This is a genomic window from Acinetobacter towneri (assembly GCF_017498585.1).
Classification (GTDB): Bacteria; Pseudomonadota; Gammaproteobacteria; order Pseudomonadales; family Moraxellaceae; genus Acinetobacter; species Acinetobacter towneri.
This window is the reverse complement of the sequence record NZ_CP071766.1, coordinates 687,474-711,207: the sequence shown is the minus strand read 5'-3', so window position 1 is coordinate 711,207 and position 23,734 is coordinate 687,474. Positions and strand designations below refer to the sequence as shown.

General features: G+C 43.4%; 15 protein-coding genes, 2 tRNA genes and 3 rRNA genes. 7 read left to right on the top strand and 13 right to left on the bottom strand.

The window, feature by feature from the left end:
- Positions 1-32: 32 nt before the first annotated feature.
- From J4G44_RS03360 to J4G44_RS03350, 3 genes are all read left to right on the top strand, one after another.
- A complete protein-coding gene (locus tag J4G44_RS03360) occupies positions 33-1,043 on the top strand; it encodes an MBL fold metallo-hydrolase (protein WP_179993468.1) in 1,011 nt (336 codons plus the stop codon).
- Positions 1,044-1,088: 45 nt separating this feature from the next.
- Positions 1,089-2,144 carry a DNA polymerase IV gene (dinB, locus tag J4G44_RS03355; RefSeq protein ID WP_179994879.1) on the top strand — a complete coding sequence of 352 codons (1,056 nt, stop codon included), beginning with the start codon at positions 1,089-1,091 and terminating at the stop codon, positions 2,142-2,144.
- Positions 2,145-2,607: 463 nt separating this feature from the next.
- A complete protein-coding gene (locus J4G44_RS03350) occupies positions 2,608-2,964 on the top strand; it encodes a RidA family protein (RefSeq protein WP_070154775.1) in 357 nt (118 codons plus the stop codon).
- Between the two features lie 117 nt (positions 2,965-3,081).
- Here J4G44_RS03350 and J4G44_RS03345 read toward each other — a convergent pair whose 3' ends face one another.
- The 12 genes from J4G44_RS03345 to def all read right to left on the bottom strand — a co-directional run bounded on the left by J4G44_RS03345 (position 3,082) and on the right by def (position 19,019).
- Positions 3,082-3,618, bottom strand: a complete 537-nt coding sequence (locus J4G44_RS03345; protein ID WP_096902256.1) for a DUF2726 domain-containing protein — start codon at positions 3,616-3,618, stop codon at positions 3,082-3,084.
- Between the two features lie 340 nt (positions 3,619-3,958).
- Entirely contained in the window at positions 3,959-6,331 is a 2,373-nt protein-coding gene (locus J4G44_RS03340) for a YgiQ family radical SAM protein (RefSeq protein ID WP_004975613.1), read from the bottom strand.
- A 194-nt stretch (positions 6,332-6,525) separates the two neighbouring features.
- Positions 6,526-7,734: an MFS transporter gene (locus J4G44_RS03335; protein WP_131261665.1), complete on the bottom strand. Its 1,209-nt coding sequence runs from the start codon at positions 7,732-7,734 to the stop codon at positions 6,526-6,528.
- A gap of 423 nt (positions 7,735-8,157) precedes the next feature.
- Complete coding sequence (locus tag J4G44_RS03330) at positions 8,158-9,507, bottom strand: MFS transporter (protein WP_096902259.1); 1,350 nt, start codon at positions 9,505-9,507, stop codon at positions 8,158-8,160.
- Between the two features lie 285 nt (positions 9,508-9,792).
- Positions 9,793-9,907, bottom strand: a 5S ribosomal RNA gene (gene rrf / locus J4G44_RS03325).
- A 191-nt stretch (positions 9,908-10,098) separates the two neighbouring features.
- Positions 10,099-12,988: ribosomal RNA gene (locus J4G44_RS03320) — 23S ribosomal RNA — on the bottom strand.
- 393 nt (positions 12,989-13,381) lie between these two features.
- Positions 13,382-13,457: transfer RNA gene (locus J4G44_RS03315), tRNA-Ala, on the bottom strand.
- 70 nt (positions 13,458-13,527) lie between these two features.
- Positions 13,528-13,604, bottom strand: a tRNA-Ile gene (locus J4G44_RS03310).
- Positions 13,605-13,663: 59 nt separating this feature from the next.
- Positions 13,664-15,200: ribosomal RNA gene (locus J4G44_RS03305) — 16S ribosomal RNA — on the bottom strand.
- Together the 16S, 23S and 5S rRNA genes with 2 tRNA genes alongside form the textbook arrangement of a ribosomal RNA operon.
- Before the next feature lie 602 nt (positions 15,201-15,802).
- Positions 15,803-17,875: a TonB-dependent copper receptor gene (locus J4G44_RS03300; RefSeq protein WP_207973853.1), complete on the bottom strand. Its 2,073-nt coding sequence runs from the start codon at positions 17,873-17,875 to the stop codon at positions 15,803-15,805.
- A 63-nt stretch (positions 17,876-17,938) separates the two neighbouring features.
- Positions 17,939-18,373: a DUF2946 family protein gene (locus J4G44_RS03295; RefSeq protein WP_026438527.1), complete on the bottom strand. Its 435-nt coding sequence runs from the start codon at positions 18,371-18,373 to the stop codon at positions 17,939-17,941.
- Positions 18,374-18,488: 115 nt separating this feature from the next.
- Positions 18,489-19,019, bottom strand: a complete 531-nt coding sequence (gene def, locus J4G44_RS03290) for a peptide deformylase (RefSeq protein ID WP_004970115.1) — start codon at positions 19,017-19,019, stop codon at positions 18,489-18,491.
- A 121-nt stretch (positions 19,020-19,140) separates the two neighbouring features.
- Here def and J4G44_RS03285 point away from each other — a divergent pair, with 121 nt between their 5' ends.
- From J4G44_RS03285 to tsaC, 3 genes are read left to right on the top strand one after another with little or no spacing between them, the layout of a single operon-like run.
- Positions 19,141-20,298, top strand: coding sequence for a LysM peptidoglycan-binding domain-containing protein (locus J4G44_RS03285; RefSeq protein WP_004970116.1), 1,158 nt, complete (start codon positions 19,141-19,143; stop codon positions 20,296-20,298).
- Between the two features lie 17 nt (positions 20,299-20,315).
- Positions 20,316-21,539 (top strand): DNA-processing protein DprA, encoded by a 1,224-nt coding sequence (gene dprA / locus J4G44_RS03280; protein ID WP_004970117.1) that lies wholly within the window; start codon positions 20,316-20,318, stop codon positions 21,537-21,539.
- A 48-nt stretch (positions 21,540-21,587) separates the two neighbouring features.
- Positions 21,588-22,157 (top strand): L-threonylcarbamoyladenylate synthase type 1 TsaC, encoded by a 570-nt coding sequence (tsaC, locus tag J4G44_RS03275; protein WP_207973852.1) that lies wholly within the window; start codon positions 21,588-21,590, stop codon positions 22,155-22,157.
- Positions 22,158-22,191: 34 nt separating this feature from the next.
- Here tsaC and J4G44_RS03270 read toward each other — a convergent pair whose 3' ends face one another.
- Positions 22,192-23,250, bottom strand: a complete 1,059-nt coding sequence (locus tag J4G44_RS03270) for an RNA-guided endonuclease InsQ/TnpB family protein (RefSeq protein WP_207973851.1) — start codon at positions 23,248-23,250, stop codon at positions 22,192-22,194.
- A 136-nt stretch (positions 23,251-23,386) separates the two neighbouring features.
- Here J4G44_RS03270 and J4G44_RS03265 point away from each other — a divergent pair, with 136 nt between their 5' ends.
- Positions 23,387-23,680: a hypothetical protein gene (locus J4G44_RS03265; RefSeq protein ID WP_004970123.1), complete on the top strand. Its 294-nt coding sequence runs from the start codon at positions 23,387-23,389 to the stop codon at positions 23,678-23,680.
- The last annotated feature ends 54 nt before the right edge of the window (positions 23,681-23,734 follow it).

The following is a 23,734-nucleotide window of genomic DNA, read 5'->3' as shown; positions in this document are numbered from 1 at the left end:
AGATAGCTGCTTCACAATAAAAAAGTACCGTCATGAAAATTATGAAAGGGCTGCTTTGGGCTGCTCTTACGCTCAGCATTTGTGCAGGATTCGCACTGCTTTACCTATTACAACCCGCAGGCAAACTAGAACAATTTTCCGCATGGCAATATTCAACAAAAACCGCAAATGCCAACTTAAAAGTACATTATTTTGGCGTATCTACCCTATTGTTTGATGATGGTGAAAACCAAATTCTGATTGATGGATTTTTTAGTCGCCCCTCTCTTGCACAAGTCATGTGGAACAAGTTAGACAGCCAACCAGCCTTATTGCACAAGTTGATTCAACAGCATCAATTACAACGCACACGTGCGATTTTGATCACCCATTCGCATTATGATCACACGCTAGATTTGCCATTTTTGGCGCAGCAACTCAAACACAGTCAAATCATCGGTTCAGAAAGTAGTTTGAACATTGCCCGTGGTGCCGCAATTCCTGAATCTCGATTAAGCCTTGTCAATCCTGCCCAACCAATACAGATTGGAAAGTTTAAGATTACGGCTATTCCATCACAGCATACCCCTGCCACCGCTGTGAATAATGATTTAGGTGAACAAATTCAACAACCATTGTCCTTACCTGCCCGTTTTTATGAATTTAAAGAAGGCGGCAGTTTTGATTATTACATTCAGCATCCTGAACAGAACATTTTAGTCAAAGCCAGTACAGGCGCGATTTCTAAACAATTACAACACTTGCAGGTAGATACTTTATTTTTAGGGATTGCACAGCTCTCTAAACAATCGGTTGCTTTTCAACAGCATTATTTAGATGAAACTGTGGAAACGTTGCGCCCTCGTGTCGTGATTCCAATTCATTGGGATAATTTTTTCCAGCCTTTAGCGCGCCCTTTAGAGTTTTTGCCCCGCATTGCCGACCATAGCCCACGGAGTTTACAGCGTTTGATCGACTATGCAGAACAGCAATCGACACAGGTGATTTTGCTGAATAGCAACACGCCTTATCCGCTTGCTCCGATGCTACAACCGACTTCCTAAACATGCGATACTGTTGAAATCTAAACGCTTCATCTAGTTTGTGCCATGCGGAAAATCATTCATATTGATATGGATGCCTTTTATGCCTCTGTTGAGCTGCGCAGTCGTCCTGAATTGCAGCATTTACCTGTGGTGATTGCTTCGCATCATCCTCGTGCTGTGATTGCTGCGGCATCTTACCCTGCGCGTGAGTTTGGTTTACGTTCTGCCATGTCGATGGCACAAGCCCGCAAACGCTGCCCGCAGGTGGTGGTGCTCGAGCCTAATTTTGCGCTCTATCGTGAGGTTTCCGCACAAATTCATCAGATTTTTCAGCGTTATACACCACTTATTGAACCCTTGTCTTTAGATGAAGCTTATTTAGATGTCACCGAAAATTTACAAGGTATTCCAAGCGCAACTGAAGTCGCAATGCGGATTCGGGCAGATATTTTTCAAAGTACAGGTTTAACGGCCTCGGCAGGTGTCGCACCGAATAAATTTTTAGCCAAAATTGCTTCGGACTGGCATAAACCCAATGGCATTTGCGTGATTAAACCCAGTCAAGTGCAGCAGTTTATTCAGGACTTACCCTTAAAGAAAATTCCAGGCGTAGGTAAAGTCACGCAGGAAAAATTAAAAAGCTTGAATTTAAATACCTTAGGCGATTTGCAACACATTGAAGAAAACCTGTTGATTCATCATTTTGGCAAATATGGAAAACGCCTGTTTTTATTTGCCCAAGGGATTGATGAACGTCCTGTGCAGGCAGAACGTGAGCGCCAGCAAATTTCCAAAGAAATCACCTTTGATGATGACTTAAACTTAGCCGAATGTGCAGCTTACTGGTCTAGCTTGATTGATCAGGTTTGGCATAGTTTAGTGAAAAAACAATATGTTGCACGTGGCGTATCGGCCAAATTGAAACTCAAAAATTTTCAGGTCTTACAACATAGCAAAAGTTTTAAACAGCCTCTTGAAACTAAAAATGATCTTGAAAAAGTCCTGCAGCTTTTGCTTCACGAAATGCATATTCCCGCACAGGATCAATTCCGTTTAATTGGGGTCGGTCTGTATCAACTCAGCTCTGCCGATGAACAAGCACAACTGTCTTTACTGTAAATATCACGACTCGTAAATATCACGGATATTAAAGCTATAAACTCGCAGCACGGCATGACAGCCTGCCAAAGCAATGCTTACCGATGAATACTAAAGCTATTTTTGTATAAATTTCAGCCAAAAGAATAAAAATAAGACAATTTACCCTTCACAGTTGTGCTTTTTAGAGTAATCTATGCGCGCGATGTATTTATCCGTACATACGCTGAGATGTCAAAAATCACCATTACTTTTGGCATACTTGTCCTGTGATTGGCGTGACGATCAAATCCGAAGATTACAGGACAACTCTGCGCTTGGCACTTAGCCGCTTTAATACCGCATCTCTCTTTTCCTCATATTTTCCATTCAACTACTTTTTATTTTAAGCAGACTACTGCCTGCATATTTTCCACGTGCTTGCCTGCCTCTATAATACCTCACGCTTTTTATACCTAATCGCTTGGCGCGAGGATTACACCCAATGGCTGTTCAACGTCTACATATTCAAAAACGTTATTCTGAAATTGCAATTTCTGGAAATTTAGTCCATTTGGCAGGGCAACTGGCAGAAGACACACAACAAGATATTGTGGGGCAAACCCAACAAACACTTGCCCTGATTGATCGTTTACTGGCAGATGCGGGTACAGATAAAAGTCACATCATGTCGGTGATGATTTTTCTAAAAAACATTGAGCGCGATTATGCCGCAATGAATCAAGTTTGGGATGCTTGGGTGGCAGATATACAAGCTTTACCGCGTACCTGCGTAGAAGCCAAGTTATACCATCCTGACGTTTTGGTTGAGATGACTGTGGTTGCAGTCAAACCTGAATAGCAACCCAACGTAAAATAGACACGATTAAATCAAGAGTCACAGCCAATTAAAAAAATCAGCATGTCATGGCGACATGCTGATTCATATTGTCTATCTAGTGACTTTAGCGGCAAGCGTTTAGCCCAATACCTTCACTTTATGGCGTACAGAATGCGCTAAAAAATCATACTTTTTTAAGGCTGTATCCAAATCATCTAAATCTGTAGACGATGACTGCCCAAATGCTTCGCGCAATTCGTGATATTCAGGCACTTCTTCATAACGCAGCACTTTATAGCCCGCCAAACGCAACAATTCATCTTGGTATTGTGCATTGCGGCTACGTTTCAACATCAACAGATCATCTAAGGTCACAATTGCAACGACCTGATGATTGGCATCCAACACCACAAAATCGGCAATCATATTGCGGTATTTATGACGAGTGCGTGAAAATTTCGTGGTCAGCAAGGCATCAAAAGACACATGCGCCAAGATGGTATGATGAGGTAAAATTTCCTGCAAACGTGTATACGTCAGCTGTTCATTTAAGCTAAAAATTGCACGTTGCTTTAGTGCACTGTCTTGAGGTTTTTCTCTATTTTCCAACCCCTTAACCGCCATCAAGAGAAAGGAAATCAGTATCAAAACCCCAATCAAAATATAAATTGTCATTATTCAATCCTTAAAATCATTTTTATAGTTGTTTCGGCTTCATGCCAATTTTTTATCAAATCAGTATATAACACGCTTTTATATTTAAACGTTCCATTTAAGAAACTACATGAAACATTGACAAAAGCATCATAGAAACAGAAATTCTGTTTCACAAGCCCGCCTTTTGTCTAAGCGCTGTAGCGTCTAAGCATATTTTTATCCTTAGATTGAAATACTGTATAGCATGCTCAAAAAACAAAGCAATGCTTAACAGATTCGATTGTCGGACAATTCCGATGAAATGAAAAGCAAACAAAAAAGGCGCCGCAGCGCCTTTGATGGAGCTTAATTTGAAGTACTAAGCTTTCGATTTTGGCTTAGATTTCTTGTGTGAAAATGGACGTTTTTCACCTGTTTCACGTGGCGGCAAGCCTGTGTGCTGGGTCAAAATTTGTCCTTTCTTCGGACGATTACTGTTCTGAGCACGATTGCCACTTTGCCCCGTACGTTTTTGTGAATCCCCCGCGACAGTCGAGTTTTTCTTACGTGCCGTTTGATACTGTCCATCTGTGCCTTGCGGCTGATAGGTTGGAATCAGGTGCTGTTTAGAGTTTCCGATTAAATCTGCACGTCCCATTTCTTTTAAGGCTTCACGCAACAACGGCCAGTTGTTTGGATCATGGTAACGTAAGAAAGCTTTATGCAAACGACGACGTTTTTCGCCTTTGACAATATCCACATTTTCGGTATAACGCGCCACTTTGGCCAGTGGGTTTTTACCCGTGTAATACATGGTCGAAGCGGTTGCCATTGGCGATGGATAGAAGGTCTGCACCTGATCGGCACGGAAACCATTCTTTTTCAGCCACAACGCCAAATTCATCATGTCGTAATCGGTCGTTCCTGGGTGCGCAGCAATAAAATACGGAATTAAATATTGCTCTTTGCCCGCCTCTTTACTGAAACGATCAAACATTTGTTTAAAACGGTCATAGGTACCAATACCAGGTTTCATCATCTTAGATAATGGACCTTTTTCGGTATGCTCTGGTGCAATTTTTAAATAACCGCCCACATGATGCGTCACCAATTCACGTACATATTCAGGGTTCAACACAGCCAAGTCATACCGCAAACCTGAACCAATCAGAATTTTTTTGATGCCTTTCAGTTCACGCGCTTTACGATATAACTGTGTTAAAGGCGCATGATCGGTATGTAAGTTTTGACATACGCCCGGGAATACACAGGAAGGTTTACGACAATTCTTTTCAATTTCAGGATCTTTACAATGCAAACGGTACATATTTGCAGTCGGGCCACCTAAGTCTGAAATAATACCGGTAAAGCCAGGTGCAGTATCCCGAATTTTTTCCACTTCACGCAAAATGGATTCTTCAGAACGGTTTTGGATAATTCGGCCTTCGTGTTCGGTAATCGAACAGAAAGTACAGCCACCAAAACAACCACGCATGATATTGACCGAAAACTTGATCATATCAAAAGCAGGGAAACGTGCATTGCCATAAGATGGATGCGGCAAACGTGCATACGGTAAATCGAATACATAGTCCATTTCTTCCGTAGTCAACGGAATAGGCGGTGCATTCAACCACACATCACGTTCACCATGCTTTTGCACCAAAGCACGCGCATTGCCCGGGTTAGTTTCTAAATGCAAAATACGGTTAGCATGCGCATACAGCACAGGATCGTTCACCACTTCCTCAAAAGAAGGCAAACGAATCACTGCCAATTCACGTGGGGGTAATTTGTGTTTAATTGCTTTTGAAGCAGGCTGCAATTGCACAATCTGGGTATCTGCATCTAGCTGATCACCTTCACGCACAATTGGATTGCTGACTACATCTTTCTGGAAATTTTGATATTGCGCGAGGTTGTTGCCCTTATCTTTTTCAATCTCACAACCGTCTAAATCTTCGGTCATCACATAAGGGTTGATGATTGGATCGACACGGCCCACGCTATCTACATCATTAGATGCAATTTCAACAAATTTGGATTTAGACGCACGGTTATGTTTATTAATAATAAATGCTGTACCACGTACATCTGTAATTTCGTGGATTTTTTCACCTTTGGCCAAACGGTGCATCACTTCAATAATCGAACGCTCGCCATTGCCGTACATCAATAAGTCGGCTTTAGAATCCATTAAAATCGAGCGACGAACTTTATCCGACCAATAATCATAATGTGCAATACGACGCAACGAGCCTTCAATCCCGCCAAGTAAAACAGGCACATCTGGAAAGGCTTCACGACAACGCTGACAGTACACCGTAGCTGCACGGTCAGGACGTTTATTCGGCTGATTGTCTGGCGAATAAGCATCATCAGAACGGATTTTACGGTCTGCGGTATAGCGGTTGATCATCGAGTCCATATTGCCCGCGGTAACACCCCAAGCAATGGTCGGCTTCCCTAGTACCCGAAAAGATTCCACATTGGTCCAGTCTGGTTGGGCGATGATCCCGACACGAAAGCCCTGCGCCTCAAGCACACGACCAATCACGCCCGATACAAAAGAGGGATGATCAATATAAGCATCACCACAAACTAGAATAAAATCACAGGCATCCCAACCAAGCTGATCCATTTCTTCGCGTGACATCGGCAAAAATGGCGCAGGCTCAAAACATGACGCCCAATATTTGTCGTAATCAAACAACGCTTTGGGTGCGGTCTGAGCAGTATAAGCAGTAGACATGGCTTGCAATTCTCGGCTGGGAAGTGGAAGATCAAAAGTCGATCAAAGATGAAAGCCGACTATTTTAGCATGAATTCCATTCATCTTGCTTGATTAAAAAACACACAAAATCAGCAAACTATTTTTATATCCTAAGTTGGTATCTGAATAAGAAAAGCATAAAGGGATAAGCCTAAAGCAATAATCCTGAATGCTTATCGCAGCGCTGTTGGTTTAATCTTTAAACGCCACGCACCATAAAGCGCCACACCCAAGACTGCAGTCATCACCCATGTCAGACCAGACCAGCCCCATTGTTCCCAAATCAGACCGCTACCACTACCGAGCAAACTCGAACCCATGTAGTAACTAAATAAATATAATGATGATCCCACTGCACGATACTGCAGTGCTTGAATCGACACCCAACTACTGGCAGTAGAATGTGCGGCAAAAAAAGCAAAGGTAAATAGCACCAATGCAGCCAATACGACGGCTAAATGTGCAATCGACATCAACCATAATGCGATCAACATTAGGACAATCACCATAGGCAACACACGTTCACGTCCAATACGATTGCCCCAGCTTGCCGCACGCGGTGAACTATAAATACCCGCCAAATAGGCAATTGAAATCACCCCAATCCAAACTTGGGAAAGCTCAAATGGTTTAGCTAGTAAATAATAGCTGATGTAATTGAAAACACTGACGAAACAGCCCATCAGTAAAAAGCCCTGTAAAAACAGGATTCTTAATTTACGGTCTGCCAAATTGGCAACAAAAGCATCTCTAAACCGCGAGAAGCGAATCGGATACGCTGTAAAATTTTTCGATGCAGGAAGTAACATATAAAAGGTGATTGCAATTAGTAAATTCAAACCACCAATAATTAGGGTTGCCGCTTGCCAAGATATAAAATCGACCAAGACCCCAGCAATTAAACGTCCACCCATGCCACCAATGGCCGTACCCGAAATATACAGCCCCATAGCAAAACCAATATCTTGCTGTCGAATTTCTTCACCAATATAGGTCATGGCAACCGCAGCTACACCACTCACAGCAATGCCAATAAAAATTCGTGTGGTTAAAAAGAATGACCAGATTGGAAGTAAGGCACTCAGAATTAATAAAATGGCAGCTAAAAATAAAGCCAAAACCATAATAGGTTTACGCCCAAAACGATCTGAAATAAAACCTGTGAAAAGCAAACCTATCGCCAAAGCCACAGTAGAAAATGACAGCGGGAAACTACTTTGGGTTGGTGTAACCGTAAAAAAATCGGCCAAAATTGGCATCATCGGTTGCACACAGTACAAGGTCGAAAAAGAAGCGAAACCCGCTAGAAACAACGAAAAAAGAATGGCTTTAAACGGCTTAGTACCATACTGAACATGAGATGCTGCAGCTAAATCAGACATATTTACTCCAATCACGCAATCAGTATACGCCTGTTTATGGACAAAAATAAGCTCGGTATTTTATCGTTTGCTCAAAAACAGCGTCAGTATCATTCATCACTTTGTCAGTTTTTGCTTACATGCACTGAAGCAAAATGAGGCTAGGCAGTATTTTGAGCTTACGGTATTCTTTAAAGCATAAGGAGACAGGATGTTTCCCAAACAGAAAACAACAATAATAGGTTTGAGCACCAGGATCGTGAGGTACGACAGGAGTTATACCTAAACACGAAATACAAAGAAACCCCGTCAGGATGATGGGGTTTCTTTTTATCTGTGTCTTGAGTATATAACTTTATCTATCATCACTTTCTATTTACACACCCCATAATCAAAAAGTCCCCAAACAAGGTTGAGGACTTTTGAACTTAGCACATTACAAGTTTAAGCTTTGGCAGCAACTGCTTTGCCTGCTTTAATTTGCTCAGCTTCATCTTCACTCATAATCAAGGCAACCGCAATTGCAGTGATCAACACTGGCAAACCTACTGCCATAAAGTTGAAGTGTGCAGGTAAATTCATACCCAATAAGCCGCCAATTAAAATTGGACCCACAATCGCACCCATACGACCAATGGCAGATGACCAGCCAATACCTGTTGAGCGTACCGCAAGTGGGTAATATTGTGCCACATAGCTATACAACAACATTTGTGAACCAATAGATGCTGCACCCGCCAAGAATACTAAGATGTAAAGCAAGAATTGATTAGATTGGAAGCCCATGAGGCTCATCACCAATGCACCCATGATTCCCAAGAACATCAATACAGGTTTTAAGTGGAAACGGTCTGCTAAAATACCACCACCCACGATACCAACGACTGCACCTACGTTCATCACCATCATGAACATTAAGCTGTTGTCCATAGAATAGCCTGCCGCCATCATCAGTTTTGGCAACCAGCTGCTGAGTGCATACATGGTTAATAGACAAGTAAAGAACGCTAACCAGAACAATAAAGTATTCACTGCACGACCGCGTTTGAACAAGCTCACCACGTTAGCAGCTTCAGGCACACCAACCTGATACAATTCAAAAGTGGTGTCTTCGGTAATTTTTAAATCTGGTGCTAAACGCGCTACGATTGGACGGGCTTGATCTTGCTTATTTTCTTTGACAATAAAGGTTAAAGATTCTGGCAAGAATTTCCAAATCACAGGCAATAAAAACAATGGGATACCCGCAATAAAGAACATGATTTCCCAGCCAAAACTTGGGGTAAACCATGAGCCAAGTAAGGCTGCCATTACACCACCTACAGCATAACCACTAAACATAGTAGTCACTAAGGTGCTACGCATGGTTTTAGGTGCATATTCAGAAGTTAAGGCCACAAGGTTTGGCATTACACCACCAATGCCTAAACCCGCTAAGAAACGTAAAATTGCAAACTCAGTTGGATTAGAAGCAAAGCCACCTGCAAAGGTTAAACCACTAAACAGAACGATACAGATCATGATGACTTTCTTACGACCAATTTTATCGGCCAAAGAACCAAAAATCATCGCACCAAACATCATACCTGCCAATGCAGTACTCGCGAGCATCCCCGCCTGAACAGCACTCAAGCCCCACTCATCCATCAATAAGGGTAAAACGACCCCATTAATTGCCAAGTCATAGCCATCAAATAAAATGATCAGTAGACACCATGCCACGACATTGAAATGAAATGGTTTGAATTTTGCGTGATCGATGACATCATTCACGTTAATTGCTTGATGTGCCATTCCTCACCTCCTGTGAGTTTGTGTTTCAGTAAGCTTGAATAGCAATTTTTACAGTGAAGACTTTCATTTTTATCAGTCATCCATGTCCACTTTTGCCATTCAAGTAGATTGTGTAACTTTCACACAAAACACAAAAAATAAAAATTCAACATTAGTCTAAAACATTTTATTAATTATGGGTTTATTGTTATTTTAAACACAATAAAATGTGATTATTCTTCTTAATATTTTCTTTTCCACATAAAAAAACACCCCCAACGCTAGTTGAGGGTGTTTAGAATAATGAGCTGGCGATGACTTACTCTCACATGGGTAACCCCACACTACCATCAGCGCGAAGAGGTTTCACTTCTGAGTTCGGGAAGGGATCAGGTGGTTCACTCTTGCTATGGTCGCCAGCACAACTGTTTACGGAGACTTGCATTGGTCTTATTCACGACTGTGATGCACTGCGTTTTCCGAATCTGTAACAGATTGGGCTGTATTGGGTCTGAATTTTATTGTTTAGCCTTAACTAAATCAAGGTCAGTCTGAATTGACTGATTGGATTTGAATCGATTGAGCATACAACCCCAACTGTTTGGGTGTTGTATAGTCAAGCCTCACGAGCAATTAGTATTGGTCAGCTTCACATATCGCTATGCTTCCACATCCAACCTATCAACGTCGTAGTCTTCAACGGCTCTTTAGGAGGCATAAAGCCTCGGGGAAATCTTATCTTGAGGTAGGCTTCCCGTTTAGATGCTTTCAGCGGTTATCCCTTCCGAACATAGCTACCCGGCGATGCGACTGGCGTCACAACCGGTACACCAGAGGTTCGTCCACTCTGGTCCTCTCGTACTAGGAGCAGATCCTCTCAAATTTCCAGCGCCCACGGTAGATAGGGACCGAACTGTCTCACGACGTTCTAAACCCAGCTCGCGTACCTCTTTAAATGGCGAACAGCCATACCCTTGGGACCTGCTTCAGCCCCAGGATGAGATGAGCCGACATCGAGGTGCCAAACACCGCCGTCGATATGAACTCTTGGGCGGTATCAGCCTGTTATCCCCAGAGTACCTTTTATCCGTTGAGCGATGGCCCTTCCATACAGAACCACGGATCACTAAGACCTACTTTCGTACCTGCTCGACTTGTGGGTCTCGCAGTTAAGCGCGCTTTTGCCTTTATACTCTACGCGTGATTTCCGACCACGCTGAGCGCACCTTCGTACTCCTCCGTTACTCTTTAGGAGGAGACCGCCCCAGTCAAACTACCCACGGACATGGTCCTCGTCCCGGATAACGGGACAGAGTTAGAACCTCAACATTACCAGGGTGGTATTTCAAGGACGGCTCCACTCGGACTAGCGTCCAAGTTTCAAAGCCTCCCACCTATCCTACACAAGTAAGGTCAAAGTTCAATGTCAAGCTGCAGTAAAGGTTCACGGGGTCTTTCCGTCTAGCCGCGGGTACACCGCATCTTCACGGCGAATTCGATTTCACTGAGCCTCTGCTGGAGACAGCGCCGCCATCATTATGCCATTCGTGCAGGTCGGAACTTACCCGACAAGGAATTTCGCTACCTTAGGACCGTTATAGTTACGGCCGCCGTTTACTGGGGCTTCGATCAAGAGCTTCGCTTACGCTAACCCCATCAATTAACCTTCCAGCACCGGGCAGGCATCACACCCTATACGTCCACTTTCGTGTTTGCAGAGTGCTATGTTTTAATAAACAGTTGCAGCGGCCTGGTTTCTGAGGCTGTCGACAGCTCAAGGAGCGAGTCCTATCACCATCAACAGCGTACCTTCTCCCGAAGTTACGGTACCATTTTGCCTAGTTCCTTCAGCAGAGTTCTCTCAAGCGCTTTGGTCTACTCGACCTGACCACCTGTGTCGGTTTCGGGTACGATTCCAGTGTAACTGAAGCTTAGAGACTTTTCCTGGAAGCAGGGTATCAGCCACTTCACTGTACAAGTACAGCTTGCTATCAGATCTCAGCATAGAGCACCCCGGATTTGCCTAAGATGCATGCCTACTTCCTTTCACCTGGACAACCAACGCCAGGCTGACTTAACCTTCTCCGTCCTCTCATCGCATTACACTGAAGTATTGGAATATTAACCAATTTCCCATCGACTACGCCTCTCGGCCTCGCCTTAGGGGTCGACTCACCCAGCCCCGATTAACGTTGGACTGGAACCCTTGGTCTTTCAGCGAACGGGTTTTTCACCCGTTTTGTCGTTACTCACGTCAGCATTCGCACTTCTGATACCTCCAGCAGACTTCTCAATCCACCTTCTTCGGCTTACAGAACGCTCCCCTACCACGTATACAATGTATACATCCGCAGCTTCGGCACATAGTTTTAGCCCCGTTACATCTTCCGCGCAGGCCGACTCGACTAGTGAGCTATTACGCTTTCTTTAAAGGGTGGCTGCTTCTAAGCCAACCTCCTAGCTGTCTATGCCTTCCCACATCGTTTCCCACTTAACTATGATTTTGGGGCCTTAGCTGGCGGTCTGGATTGTTTTCCTCTTGACTACGGACGTTAGCACCCGCAGTCTGTCTCCCGGATAGTACTCATTGGTATTCGGAGTTTGCATCGGTTTGGTAAGTCGGGATGACCCCCTAGCCGAAACAGTGCTCTACCCCCAATGGTATTCGTCCGAGGCGCTACCTAAATAGCTTTCGGGGAGAACCAGCTATCACCGAGTTTGATTAGCCTTTCACCCCTATCCACAAGTCATCCCCTGGCTTTTCAACGACAGTGGGTTCGGTCCTCCAGTTAGTGTTACCCAACCTTCAACCTGCTCATGGATAGATCACCCGGTTTCGGGTCTATACCCAGCAACTATACGCCCTATTAAGACTCGATTTCTCTACGGCTCCCCTATTCGGTTAACCTCGCTACTGAATATAAGTCGCTGACCCATTATACAAAAGGTACGCAGTCACCAAACAAGTTGGCTCCCACTGCTTGTATGCATGCGGTTTCAGGATCTATTTCACTCCCCTCACAGGGGTTCTTTTCGCCTTTCCCTCACGGTACTGGTTCACTATCGGTCAGTCAGGAGTATTTAGCCTTGGAGGATGGTCCCCCCATATTCAGACAAGGTTTCACGTGCCTCGCCCTACTCGTCATCATTATGTGTGCCCTTTCGTGTACAGGACTATCACCCACTATGGTTGCACTTCCCAGAGCATTCCACTAAAACACACATAACTTAATGGGCTTTTCCCCTTTCGCTCGCCGCTACTGAGGGAATCTCAATTGATTTCTTTTCCTACGGGTACTGAGATGTTTCACTTCCCCGCGTTCGCTTCGTATGACTATGTATTCATCATACGATACCTACCTTAAGGTAGGTGGGTTTCCCCATTCAGAAATCTCCGGATCAAAGGATATTTGCCGCCTCCCCGGAGCTTTTCGCAGGCTATCACGTCTTTCTTCGCCTCTGACTGCCAAGGCATCCACCACATGCACTTAATTACTTGACTATACAACCCCAAACAGTCGTTAACCCCTACAAGTAGGATTAAGACAATTAAATAAATAATCAATGATTTATTTAATCTACAGTTCAAAGTCTCGTGCACTTAAGCACTGTACAGCTTCAATCTAAATTCATATACCAAAACGCTTGATTCAGTTAATTTGCTAGTTCTCATTTCAATTCGTAATTAAATCGTAACACCGAAGTATTACTGTCAATCTTGAATTAAATGAGTTGAACAATTTATTTCAGACTCAATTTTTGCCAATCTGTTAATGAATTAATGCGTCTTCGTCAGACCGCACTAAATACTGTGATATTTAAATCACAGAACTTAATAAGCTTATACTTACTAAATTCTGTAATTTTTAGCTTATACCCATACCCAATAAGTACGTGGTGGAGACTAGGAGAGTCGAACTCCTGACCTCCTGCGTGCAAAGCAGGCGCTCTACCAACTAAGCTAAGTCCCCAGCTTATCATCTGTGATTCGATGTATCTTCAATTCCTGTAACTTGATTTATTCAATCTAGGTCAAAGTCATGGTGGGTCTGACAAGACTTGAACTTGTGACCCCACGCTTATCAAGCGTGTGCTCTAACCAACTGAGCTACAGACCCTCAGATACATCAATGAAGAACAACTTGTTGTGGATTCTTACCAATCGTCAATCTTTCGTTAAGGAGGTGATCCAGCCGCAGGTTCCCCTACGGCTACCTTGTTACGACTTCACCCCAGTCATCGGCCACACCGTGGTAAGCGTCCTCCTTGCGGTTAGACTACCTACTTCTGGTGCAACAAACTCCCATGGTGTGACGGGCGGTGTGTACAAGGCCCGGGAACGTATTCACCGCGGCATTCTGATCCGCGATTACTAGCGATTCCGACTTCACGCAGTCGAGTTGCAGACTGCGATCCGGACTACGATCGGCTTTTTGAGATTAGCATCCTCTCGCGAGGTAGCAACCCTTTGTACCGACCATTGTAGCACGTGTGTAGCCCTGGCCGTAAGGGCCATGATGACTTGACGTCGTCCCCGCCTTCCTCCAGTTTGTCACTGGCAGTATCCTTAAAGTTCCCATCCGAAATGCTGGCAAGTAAGGAAAAGGGTTGCGCTCGTTGCGGGACTTAACCCAACATCTCACGACACGAGCTGACGACAGCCATGCAGCACCTGTATGTAGATTCCCGAAGGCACCAATCCATCTCTGGAAAGTTTCTACTATGTCAAGGCCAGGTAAGGTTCTTCGCGTTGCATCGAATTAAACCACATGCTCCACCGCTTGTGCGGGCCCCCGTCAATTCATTTGAGTTTTAGTCTTGCGACCGTACTCCCAGGCGGTCTACTTATCGCGTTAGCTGCGCCACTAAAGGATCAAATCCCCCAACGGCTAGTAGACATCGTTTACGGCATGGACTACCAGGGTATCTAATCCTGTTTGCTCCCCATGCTTTCGCACCTCAGTGTCAGTATTAGGCGAGATGGCTGCCTTCGCCATCGGTATTCCTCCAGATCTCTACGCATTTCACCGCTACACCTGGAATTCTACCATCCTCTCCCATACTCTAGCTAACCAGTATCGAATGCAATTCCCAAGTTAAGCTCGGGGATTTCACATTTGACTTAATTAACCACCTACGCGCGCTTTACGCCCAGTAAATCCGATTAACGCTCGCACCCTCTGTATTACCGCGGCTGCTGGCACAGAGTTAGCCGGTGCTTATTCTGTGGGTAACGTCCACTTAGCCCAGGTATTAACCAGGTAAGCCTCCTCCCCACTTAAAGTGCTTTACAACCAAAAGGCCTTCTTCACACACGCGGCATGGCTGGATCAGGGTTCCCCCCATTGTCCAATATTCCCCACTGCTGCCTCCCGTAGGAGTCTGGGCCGTGTCTCAGTCCCAGTGTGGCGGATCATCCTCTCAGACCCGCTACAGATCGTCGCCTTGGTAGGCCTTTACCCCACCAACTAGCTAATCCGACTTAGGCTCATCTATTAGCGCAAGGTCATAAAGAGCCCCTGCTTTCTCCCGTAGGACGTATGCGGTATTAGCATCCCTTTCGGAATGTTGTCCCCCACTAATAGGCAGATTCCTAAGCATTACTCACCCGTCCGCCGCTAGGTCAGCTACCGAAGCAACCTTCCCCGCTCGACTTGCATGTGTTAAGCCTGCCGCCAGCGTTCAATCTGAGCCATGATCAAACTCTTCAGTTAAAATCATTTTGAAGTTTTAATCTAAACTTCCAAATCTGGCTCATCAATTTTCTGACTTAAATTTCGCTCAAATAAACTTCGAGTAATTTAAACCAATCAATCAATGATAATATTTTCGATCAATCAATCAGTAAAAATCCACACAAGTTATTCTTCATAATCTCTTAATGATCTTCTCGATGCTTCGTCAGCATCAAGCTAGGTCGGCTATACTACTCTCTATTTTAAGAAAGTCAACATGCAATGTTGATTTTATTTTCAAACCCATCCACTCAAAACAAACTCAATCAATCTCAAACCAATCAACCAAGCTATTGTTTTTCAACAAGTTTTTATCAACATCACCGCCGATGGATGTGCATTATAGGCCAAATATTTTGCCATGCAAGGCTTTTTGTAAAAGAAATATATCGAGTGTTTATTTTATAAACCCCAAAACAGATAAGCCACTGTTTTATCTCATAAATTTATTTTAATAAAAATCTGCGCAATTCTTCAAAATACAATCACAAGATTTAATCTATTGTTTTATATGAAATTATTCTAATAAAAAAGTAAAAAGCAGAGCCTAAGCCCTGCTTTTGGTTTAAATAAAGTTCAAATTAGAACTTCATACTGATACGCGCCCAATAGTTACGGCCAATATTGTTAAATTGCTCATTCGCAGCAAAACCCAAACCCGCATTACCCATTTTGTTTAGATGCTCGGTATAAGTTTTATCCAGTACGTTATCAATACCCACAGACACATCAACACTTTTATTGAGGTTATAGCTGCCGTTTAAAGACAATACGCCAAAGCCACTGCTTTCTTTCACATCATAGCCCACGATATTACCTTCACGTTCGCTAATACGACTTTGACCATCAACAACACGTAATAATGCACCTAAAGTATATTTATCCTGAACATAGCGCAGGTTTAAACGCCCTTCCAAAGGTGAAATTTGTGGCAACGGCGTATTGTCCGTAGTGTTTTCACCCCACGCATACATGGCACTCACATCAGCCTGTAAAGCATCGGTAAATTGATAAGCAATACCAACTTCTGCACCTGCAATCGTTGCATCCACATTGCGAGTATGCGCCTCTAAAGGATTTTCTTTACTCTGAGGCTTGTTTTCATCTCTCAGTTTGTAATTCGTCAAAATATAATCATTAATTAAACCTGCATAAGCCGATGCCCAAGAGCTGAATGCACCATGTTCATGTTGATAGCCAAAGTCCAATTGAAGGGTTTTTTCAGTATCAATGTGATTAAACGTATTTTTATTTCCGTTACCCGACAGAGGACTAAACAATTCCCAATAATCAGGCATACGCTCTACATAGCCCAAACCGACATAAGTTTTAGCATCATGGTGCGGATGTTGATTTTCCAAACGAATAAAGCCACTTGGCAAAGTTTCTTTACGTTGTTGAGCTGTTTGCACTGCATCAACTTCGACCTGATCAACACGTACACCTGTAACTAATTTATTTTCATCATTGAGTTGATAACTCAATTCACCAAAACCGCCATAAGATTGAAATTCCATATCGGTTGTTACAGGGAAGTTCATTTTCGGCATTGTGGCTGAATACATGCCTTTACCATGTTTATTCTGTTGACTATCAATACCTGTAATAAACTGCAGCTTATCCCACTCATGCGTTACAGCCATCCGTGCATTTAAAGTACGGCGTGTCACATTCATTGCAGATTTAGCTTCCACCCACTCTTTTGTCATGTGATGTTGTGCCATACCTACTTTACGCAGACTATAGTTATCCATCACGTGATCGTTAAAGCTATAGTTCACCTGCGCTTCAATTTTCTTAATCACATCGGTGATATTTTTCTTTTCTACACGTAGACCCAAACTTTCGCGGTCAAATTCAGAACCGTCCATTGTACGGCCCGCATAAATCACTTCAGCATCACCACGCCCCCCCGTCAGTTCTAGCCAAGTGTTTTCATCGGGTGTCCAACCTAAAGCGAGATCGGCATTCCAACGCTCCCAATCCGAAGGAACAGTCGTGCCATTGCCATCTTTATAGCTGTCTGCCACAGAACGGTTGGCATTTAAACGAATATATTTCTGCGCATCACCCGCAGCCGCTTCAACATTATGATCTAAACGGCCAAATGACCCCATCAAGATACTGGCTTGGCCACGATAGTTTTGACCTTCACCAAATTGCTCAGGCTTACGCTCAAACAATACCGTTGCTGCCGAACCTGTGTTGGCATATTGCACCGTTTGCGGGCCTTTAATGACGGTAATTTCATCAAAACTTTCTGGTGAAATATAAGAGGTTGGTGAATCCATACGACTCGGGCATGCACCTAAGTTTTCAGAACCATCGGTTAAAATTTTAATACGTGAACCAAACATGCCGCGGAAGGTCACATCGCCATTGGTACCCGCACCACTGTTGACCGCACTAAAGCCGACGATGCTTTGCAAATAGTCTGCACCATCTGTGGCTGGAATCGGCTGAATGGGTTGTTTTGGATTAGCACGAACCACCAAACCATTGGCATCATTGCCCTGTTGTGCGGTTGCAACAATAGGCGCAAGACTATGCGTATTCGCAGACAGCATACTTTGATCGGCAAACGCACTTGCTGAATAGCAGGCAACACAAACTGCAGCCGCAATGGGCTGTAATAAAAATTTAGGCTGAGCCATTTTATTTCTCACTTCAAAACATAAATACAGTTAGGGTCAAAGCAGACCCGAAAAACATTGAATTTATGCAAAGTGAGGTGGAGCACGTCCCTGCGGAAGTAAAAAGAGTTGCTGAAGTGCAAACCAAACATGTTGAAAGCGTTTTTGGAAAGCCAAAAGACGCACCTGAATGCGATCAAGTACTTCTTTAAGCTCTAATTCAGGTGGCAAGACCAAGTTGCCATAGACCGTACAATACTGACATTGATGTGAAGCATCGTGATGATGATGTCCATGCTGTGCAGTCAGTTGTTGATCATCAGCTTGCGATGTAGATGAATGTGCAGCATGCGAAGAATTTGTATGCACGGCGTGGGCTTGTGGCAACAAAAGTGCACGCGTGATGGTTTCACAGACTGGCGCAACTTGATATTGCTCAGGCAGCAAAGGCTGTAAAAAAACAGCAATCTGTAAAAAAACTGCGATAAATGAAAGCAGTAAACCACTACGCAACAACAAAAACATCTATCCTGAATTTGTGTGGCACAAGTATAACAAAGCCCAATCGAAATTGGGCTGATTTTTAGGCTTTGGTCTAAACTTGCGCGTCTAGTCTTCTTGATTGTTCTACGTCTTAACGCTTGACCGCGACTTTTTCTTTCTGACGCTGGCGCACTACTTTTTCGACTTTTTCACGGGCACGCTGACGCTTGAGCGGCGATAAATAATCGACAAATAATTTGCCATTTAAGTGATCCATTTCATGTTGGATACAAACAGCGAGAAGTTCATCCGCTTCTAGCGCAAAGGATTGGCCCTCAAGGTTAATCGCTTCAATTTTTACACGTGACGGACGCTCAACTTTGTCGTATATTTGAGGCACTGACAAACACCCTTCTTCATACGGTTGGGTCTCTTCAGTCAATGCGGTAACTTTGGGGTTAATGAAGACCATGGGTTGATCTTTATTTTCAGATAAATCCATGACAATGAGCTGAATATGATGATCGACCTGTGTGGCTGCCAGACCAATTCCTGGTGCGGCATACATCGTTTCAAACATATCTGCAGCCAGCTGACGAATTTCGTCGGTGACTTCTTCGACGGGTTTGGCAATGGTACGCAAACGGGGATCCGGGAAACTTAAAATAGGTAATAAGGCCATAGGACGTCCTCACTGATATGCCATTGATCAAAAAACCGAATGAAGGAATGCTTCATCAAAAAAATGTGTGTAAGATCGTTATTATAACGCAACTACATACATAATTTTAGGAATTATGATAATGAAAAAGGTTTTGACAGACACATCCTCTTTTCGTGTCTTGGGGTTTAAAAAGCAAGTTTTAGCACTCGCGGTATGTCTCATAGTGGGACTTGGTGCGATCAGTGTGGCTGAAGCAGCACCTGCACGAAACATCAATCCGCCTGCCTTAAAAGCCAGCGCACCAAATGTGTATGTGGTAAAAAAAGGCGATACCTTATGGGATATTTCCAAAAAATTCCTGAACAACCCATTACGTTGGCCTGAAATTTGGGCAAGTAACCGTCACGTAAAAAATCCACACTGGATTTTCCCAGGTGACCGTTTGTTGATGTGTACCTACGAAGGTCGCCCTATTATTGGTAAAGATGAAGGCGATGGCTGTGAAGGCATTATTCGTCGTTATGCAGGCAAGAGCACCAATTTACAGCCGCAAATTCGCGTGGAGTCTTTAAATAATACCATTCCTGTGATTCCACTTGACTACATCAAACACTGGTTAGAGCGCAGCAGCATTATTGCCGCAGATGCGTTACAAGGCACACCATATATTTTAGGTACTTCTGATCAACGTGTTTTAGCTGCTAAAGGTCAAAGTGTGTATGCACGTGGTGCAGGTCTGGAAGTAGGTCAACGCTACGGTGTATATCGTGAAGGCGAACCGTACATGCTGACCGATGCCAATGGTCAAAAATTCAATGCAGGCATTGAACTCACTCAAGTTGCTGCAGGTATTGCAGTACGTGGTGAAAATGACATCACCACACTTGAATTGACCGATACCTACAATGCCGAAGTGCGTCGTGGTGATCGCGTCTTACCAATTTATGACCCAATGCTGCCAACCTTGTTCTACCCAACGCATGCTGAAAATGTCAGCACAGGTGGTCAGGTGCTACGTGTGATGGGTTCGATTGGTACTGCAGCAAAACACAGTGTTGTGGCAATTGATCGCGGTACATTACATGGCGTGCAATCTGGTCATGTGTTTAGCGTAGCGCAAAAAGGCGAAGTGGTCACCGACCCGAAAACCAAAGAACGTGTTCAGCTTCCAGGCGAACGTATTGGCAATATCATGGTCTTCAAGAGCTTTGACCACATTAGCTATGCCTATGTTTTAGACAGTGAATTACCAATTAAAGTCGGTGCGAGCTTACAAGCACCACGAATGGACGACTAAAACGGTTTAAGATGGTGATGTTGAATTCATTCAGCCCACAGCAAATCAACTACATTTTGTTGTGGTATTTGGTTCAACATTCACTGTCTAGTTTTTCCAAACTCGTACAACATTATGGTTCCGTGGCTGCCGCAGTGCAGCCCGAACACCTCCTCACATGGTCAGATGTGCGCATTCATGCCAACCATCTACAACGCGCCAAAGAATATCTCAGCCCAACAGGGCAACTCGCCTTTGAACAATGTCTGAATCAACTGCAACAGCAGTGCGATTTTATTCTAACTTTGGACGATGCGGACTATCCCAATCAGTTACGACCCTATTCCAACAAGCCACCCATTTTATTTGGGCAAGGCAATGCACAGGCTTTGTTGCAAGCGCAAATTGCGATTGTCGGCAGTCGCAAAGCCAGCCCGCATGGTCGGCAAGTGGCTTATGATTTTGCTTATTATTTAAGTGAACAAGGGTTCTTTATCAATAGTGGTTTGGCACAAGGTATTGATGAAGCCGCACATCAAGGTGCTTTGCAACATCAACGTACCATTGCAGTCATGGGCACAGGTTTGGACAGCACTTATCCAAGTGCACATCACAGCCTGCGCCAAAAAATTGTAGAATCTGGTGGTGCCGTGATTACGGAGTTTTTACCACAGACTAAGCCCTTACAGCAACATTTTCCACGACGTAACCGTATTGTCAGTGGACTAAGTTTAGGCGTGATTGTTGCTGAAGCCAGTTTAAATAGTGGCTCGCTGATTACCGCGAAACTGGCAGCAGAGCAAGGCAAATTAATTTTTGCCATTCCAGGACATATTTACAGTGAATTTCATCAAGGTTGCCACCAATTGATTCGTGAAGGTGCAATTTTAGTGGATCATCCTGAACAAGTGATTGAAGATTTAGCCCTACCCACCCAATGGCAATATCAACAAAACCAAATAGCATCAAGCCAAAATCAGACTACAGCAGCTTCAACAAAAGCAAAATTATCTACACCACCGACTGAAGCAATACTTCAAACCACCACAACAAAAACAGCAGATACAAGTACACCGCATATTCCCGAGCATTTATTGGCACTGTATCAACAACTGGATTGGGTCGGACAAAGCATCGATCACTTGGCACAGCAACTGAATTTAGATATTGCCACACTCACCAGCGCATTAATGGAACTGGAACTCATGGGCTTCTGTTTACAACAATCAGGTTTATATCTGCGTTGTCGTCCACTCAAATAAGGTTCACAATAAGCGCCTATTTCACGTTTCTGTTTAGGTAAAACTCCCATGATTACAACTTCTGTCACCGAAGCCGCTGCATGTCTACAACAAGGACAGGTACTGGCCTATCCTACAGAGGCGGTTTGGGGATTGGGATGTGATCCATATAATCAACAGGCATTTTTGGAAATTTTGCGTCTGAAACAGCGTCCGATTGAAAAAGGTGTGATTTTACTGGCAGGACATCTGTCACAAGTAGAGCATTTGCTGCAGGATTTAAACCCCGAAATGCGAGATCGCGTAATTGCGTCATGGACGAATACTTATCCCACAGATCGAGCAACCACCTGGCTATTACCCAGCACAGCCGCAATTCCAGAGTGGATTACAGGTCAACACCACAAAGTAGCGGTGCGCGTAACCAATCATCCTTTATGTATGGCGTTATGCCATGCCTTTGATGGCTTTATTGTATCGACCAGTGCCAATCCTGCGGGACTTGCCCCTGCACGCTCTTTGCAAGAGACAACGCAATATTTCCATCAACAATTGCACTACTTAAATGGTGATTTGGGTTTAAGCCAGCAACCTAGCCGTATTTTAGATGCAGAGAGTGGGGCAGTGATTCGCGCCTAGCTTTAGACAAATTTTAGTTGACATCCTCCCCGACCTAAAGGACGGAGATTCCTACTGCTAGACGCTCATGTCCGAGCGCAAGAATATTCAGTGCGGAATTTACATCCCGATCATGGAGCGTACCGCACTCCACACACTGCCACTCTCTTATTCCAAGTCCTGCTCTACCTTTCGGACTACTATAGCGTGAGCCACAGCACGAACAAATTTGGGTGGTATAGGCTTCATTGACTTCTTCATAACATACCCCTGCGTTCTCGCATTTATACTTGAGCATGGTTCTTAGTGTTGTCCAACTGGCATCTAGCACTGATTTAGCCAATCTGGTTTGTGTTAATGCTTTGGCATTCACATTGCCAACGAAGATGGCTGCATGTTCATTCACCAATTTTCGGCTGAATTGATGCAGCATGTTTTGTCTTACATTTTTAATCTTGGCATGGATGGCTTTGACACGTTTCTTATTTTTTGCACGTTGAGCAATACCAAGTTTTTGTTCATATTGCCGATAGATTTGAGGTGCTTTAAGTTTTACGCCATCTGAACAAGTCGCTAAATCTTTTAAACCTAAATCTATGCCAATTGAGGTTTTAGCGTTGTTTTTTTCTATTTTGACTGCATCAACTACAAGACAAACATACCAGCGTCCACGACTATCTTCTACGAATGTGCCTGTTTTGATATTGTATTGACTTAATCCGTAACTATCCCATAGTTTAAATTGATGCTTGCCATATTGAACATAGCCATCAGCATATTTGATTGCAACCTTTTTAAACGGTATCCAACCCAGTGAACGTCTAGCTGATTTTTTATTACTGACACGCCATTTTAGTTTTGCTTTTTTGAACTGCTTGCGTCTTGTGACCAATTCTTCTGTCACTGCTTGAATAGTTTGACTGTGCAAGTTGCATTCTTTCGATGTGCCTTTCGTGTATTTTGCAAGGTCGTATGCTGAAAAGAATTGTTGTTTACGTTGTAGATGCTTAAAACACAAATCATTGACATAATTCCAGACAAAATTTACTTCGGATGCTAACTGATTTAGCACCTTGCAATGTTTGTCTTTTATGCTTAATTTGAGTGTCTTCATCCAATTATTTTAACAGTATTTTTCTTAATAGTGACTATAGTACAGTACAAGTATTTAAAACGACATTTCGTGTCGTTCATATGGTTTACTCCAGTCGCTTATATCCTCGTGCTGAACCACGAGGTTTTACGCTCCAGTGGATAAAAAAAAGCTCAACCATATAGGGATGGTTGAGCATAAAAAGGATGTGTATAAAAGCACATCCAGAGGGTTTGAAAATCTTGCTGCAAATGATATTTCACTGATTATTGAATACAGTGGATCATTTTCAGTACGTGAATTATGGAGTAATTTAGTCGACTATACAAATAGATTTTTCCTATTAATCCAAGACAAATATTCAATGAAAGATTCATCTTTTTTTCTTAACAATTTAAATTATCTTACTATTTTTACAATTATTTTAGAAAAATTAAAAAAACTGTCATAATTCATAACACTCAATACTGTATAAATTTTGAATAAAAGGCATTTTAAATACACC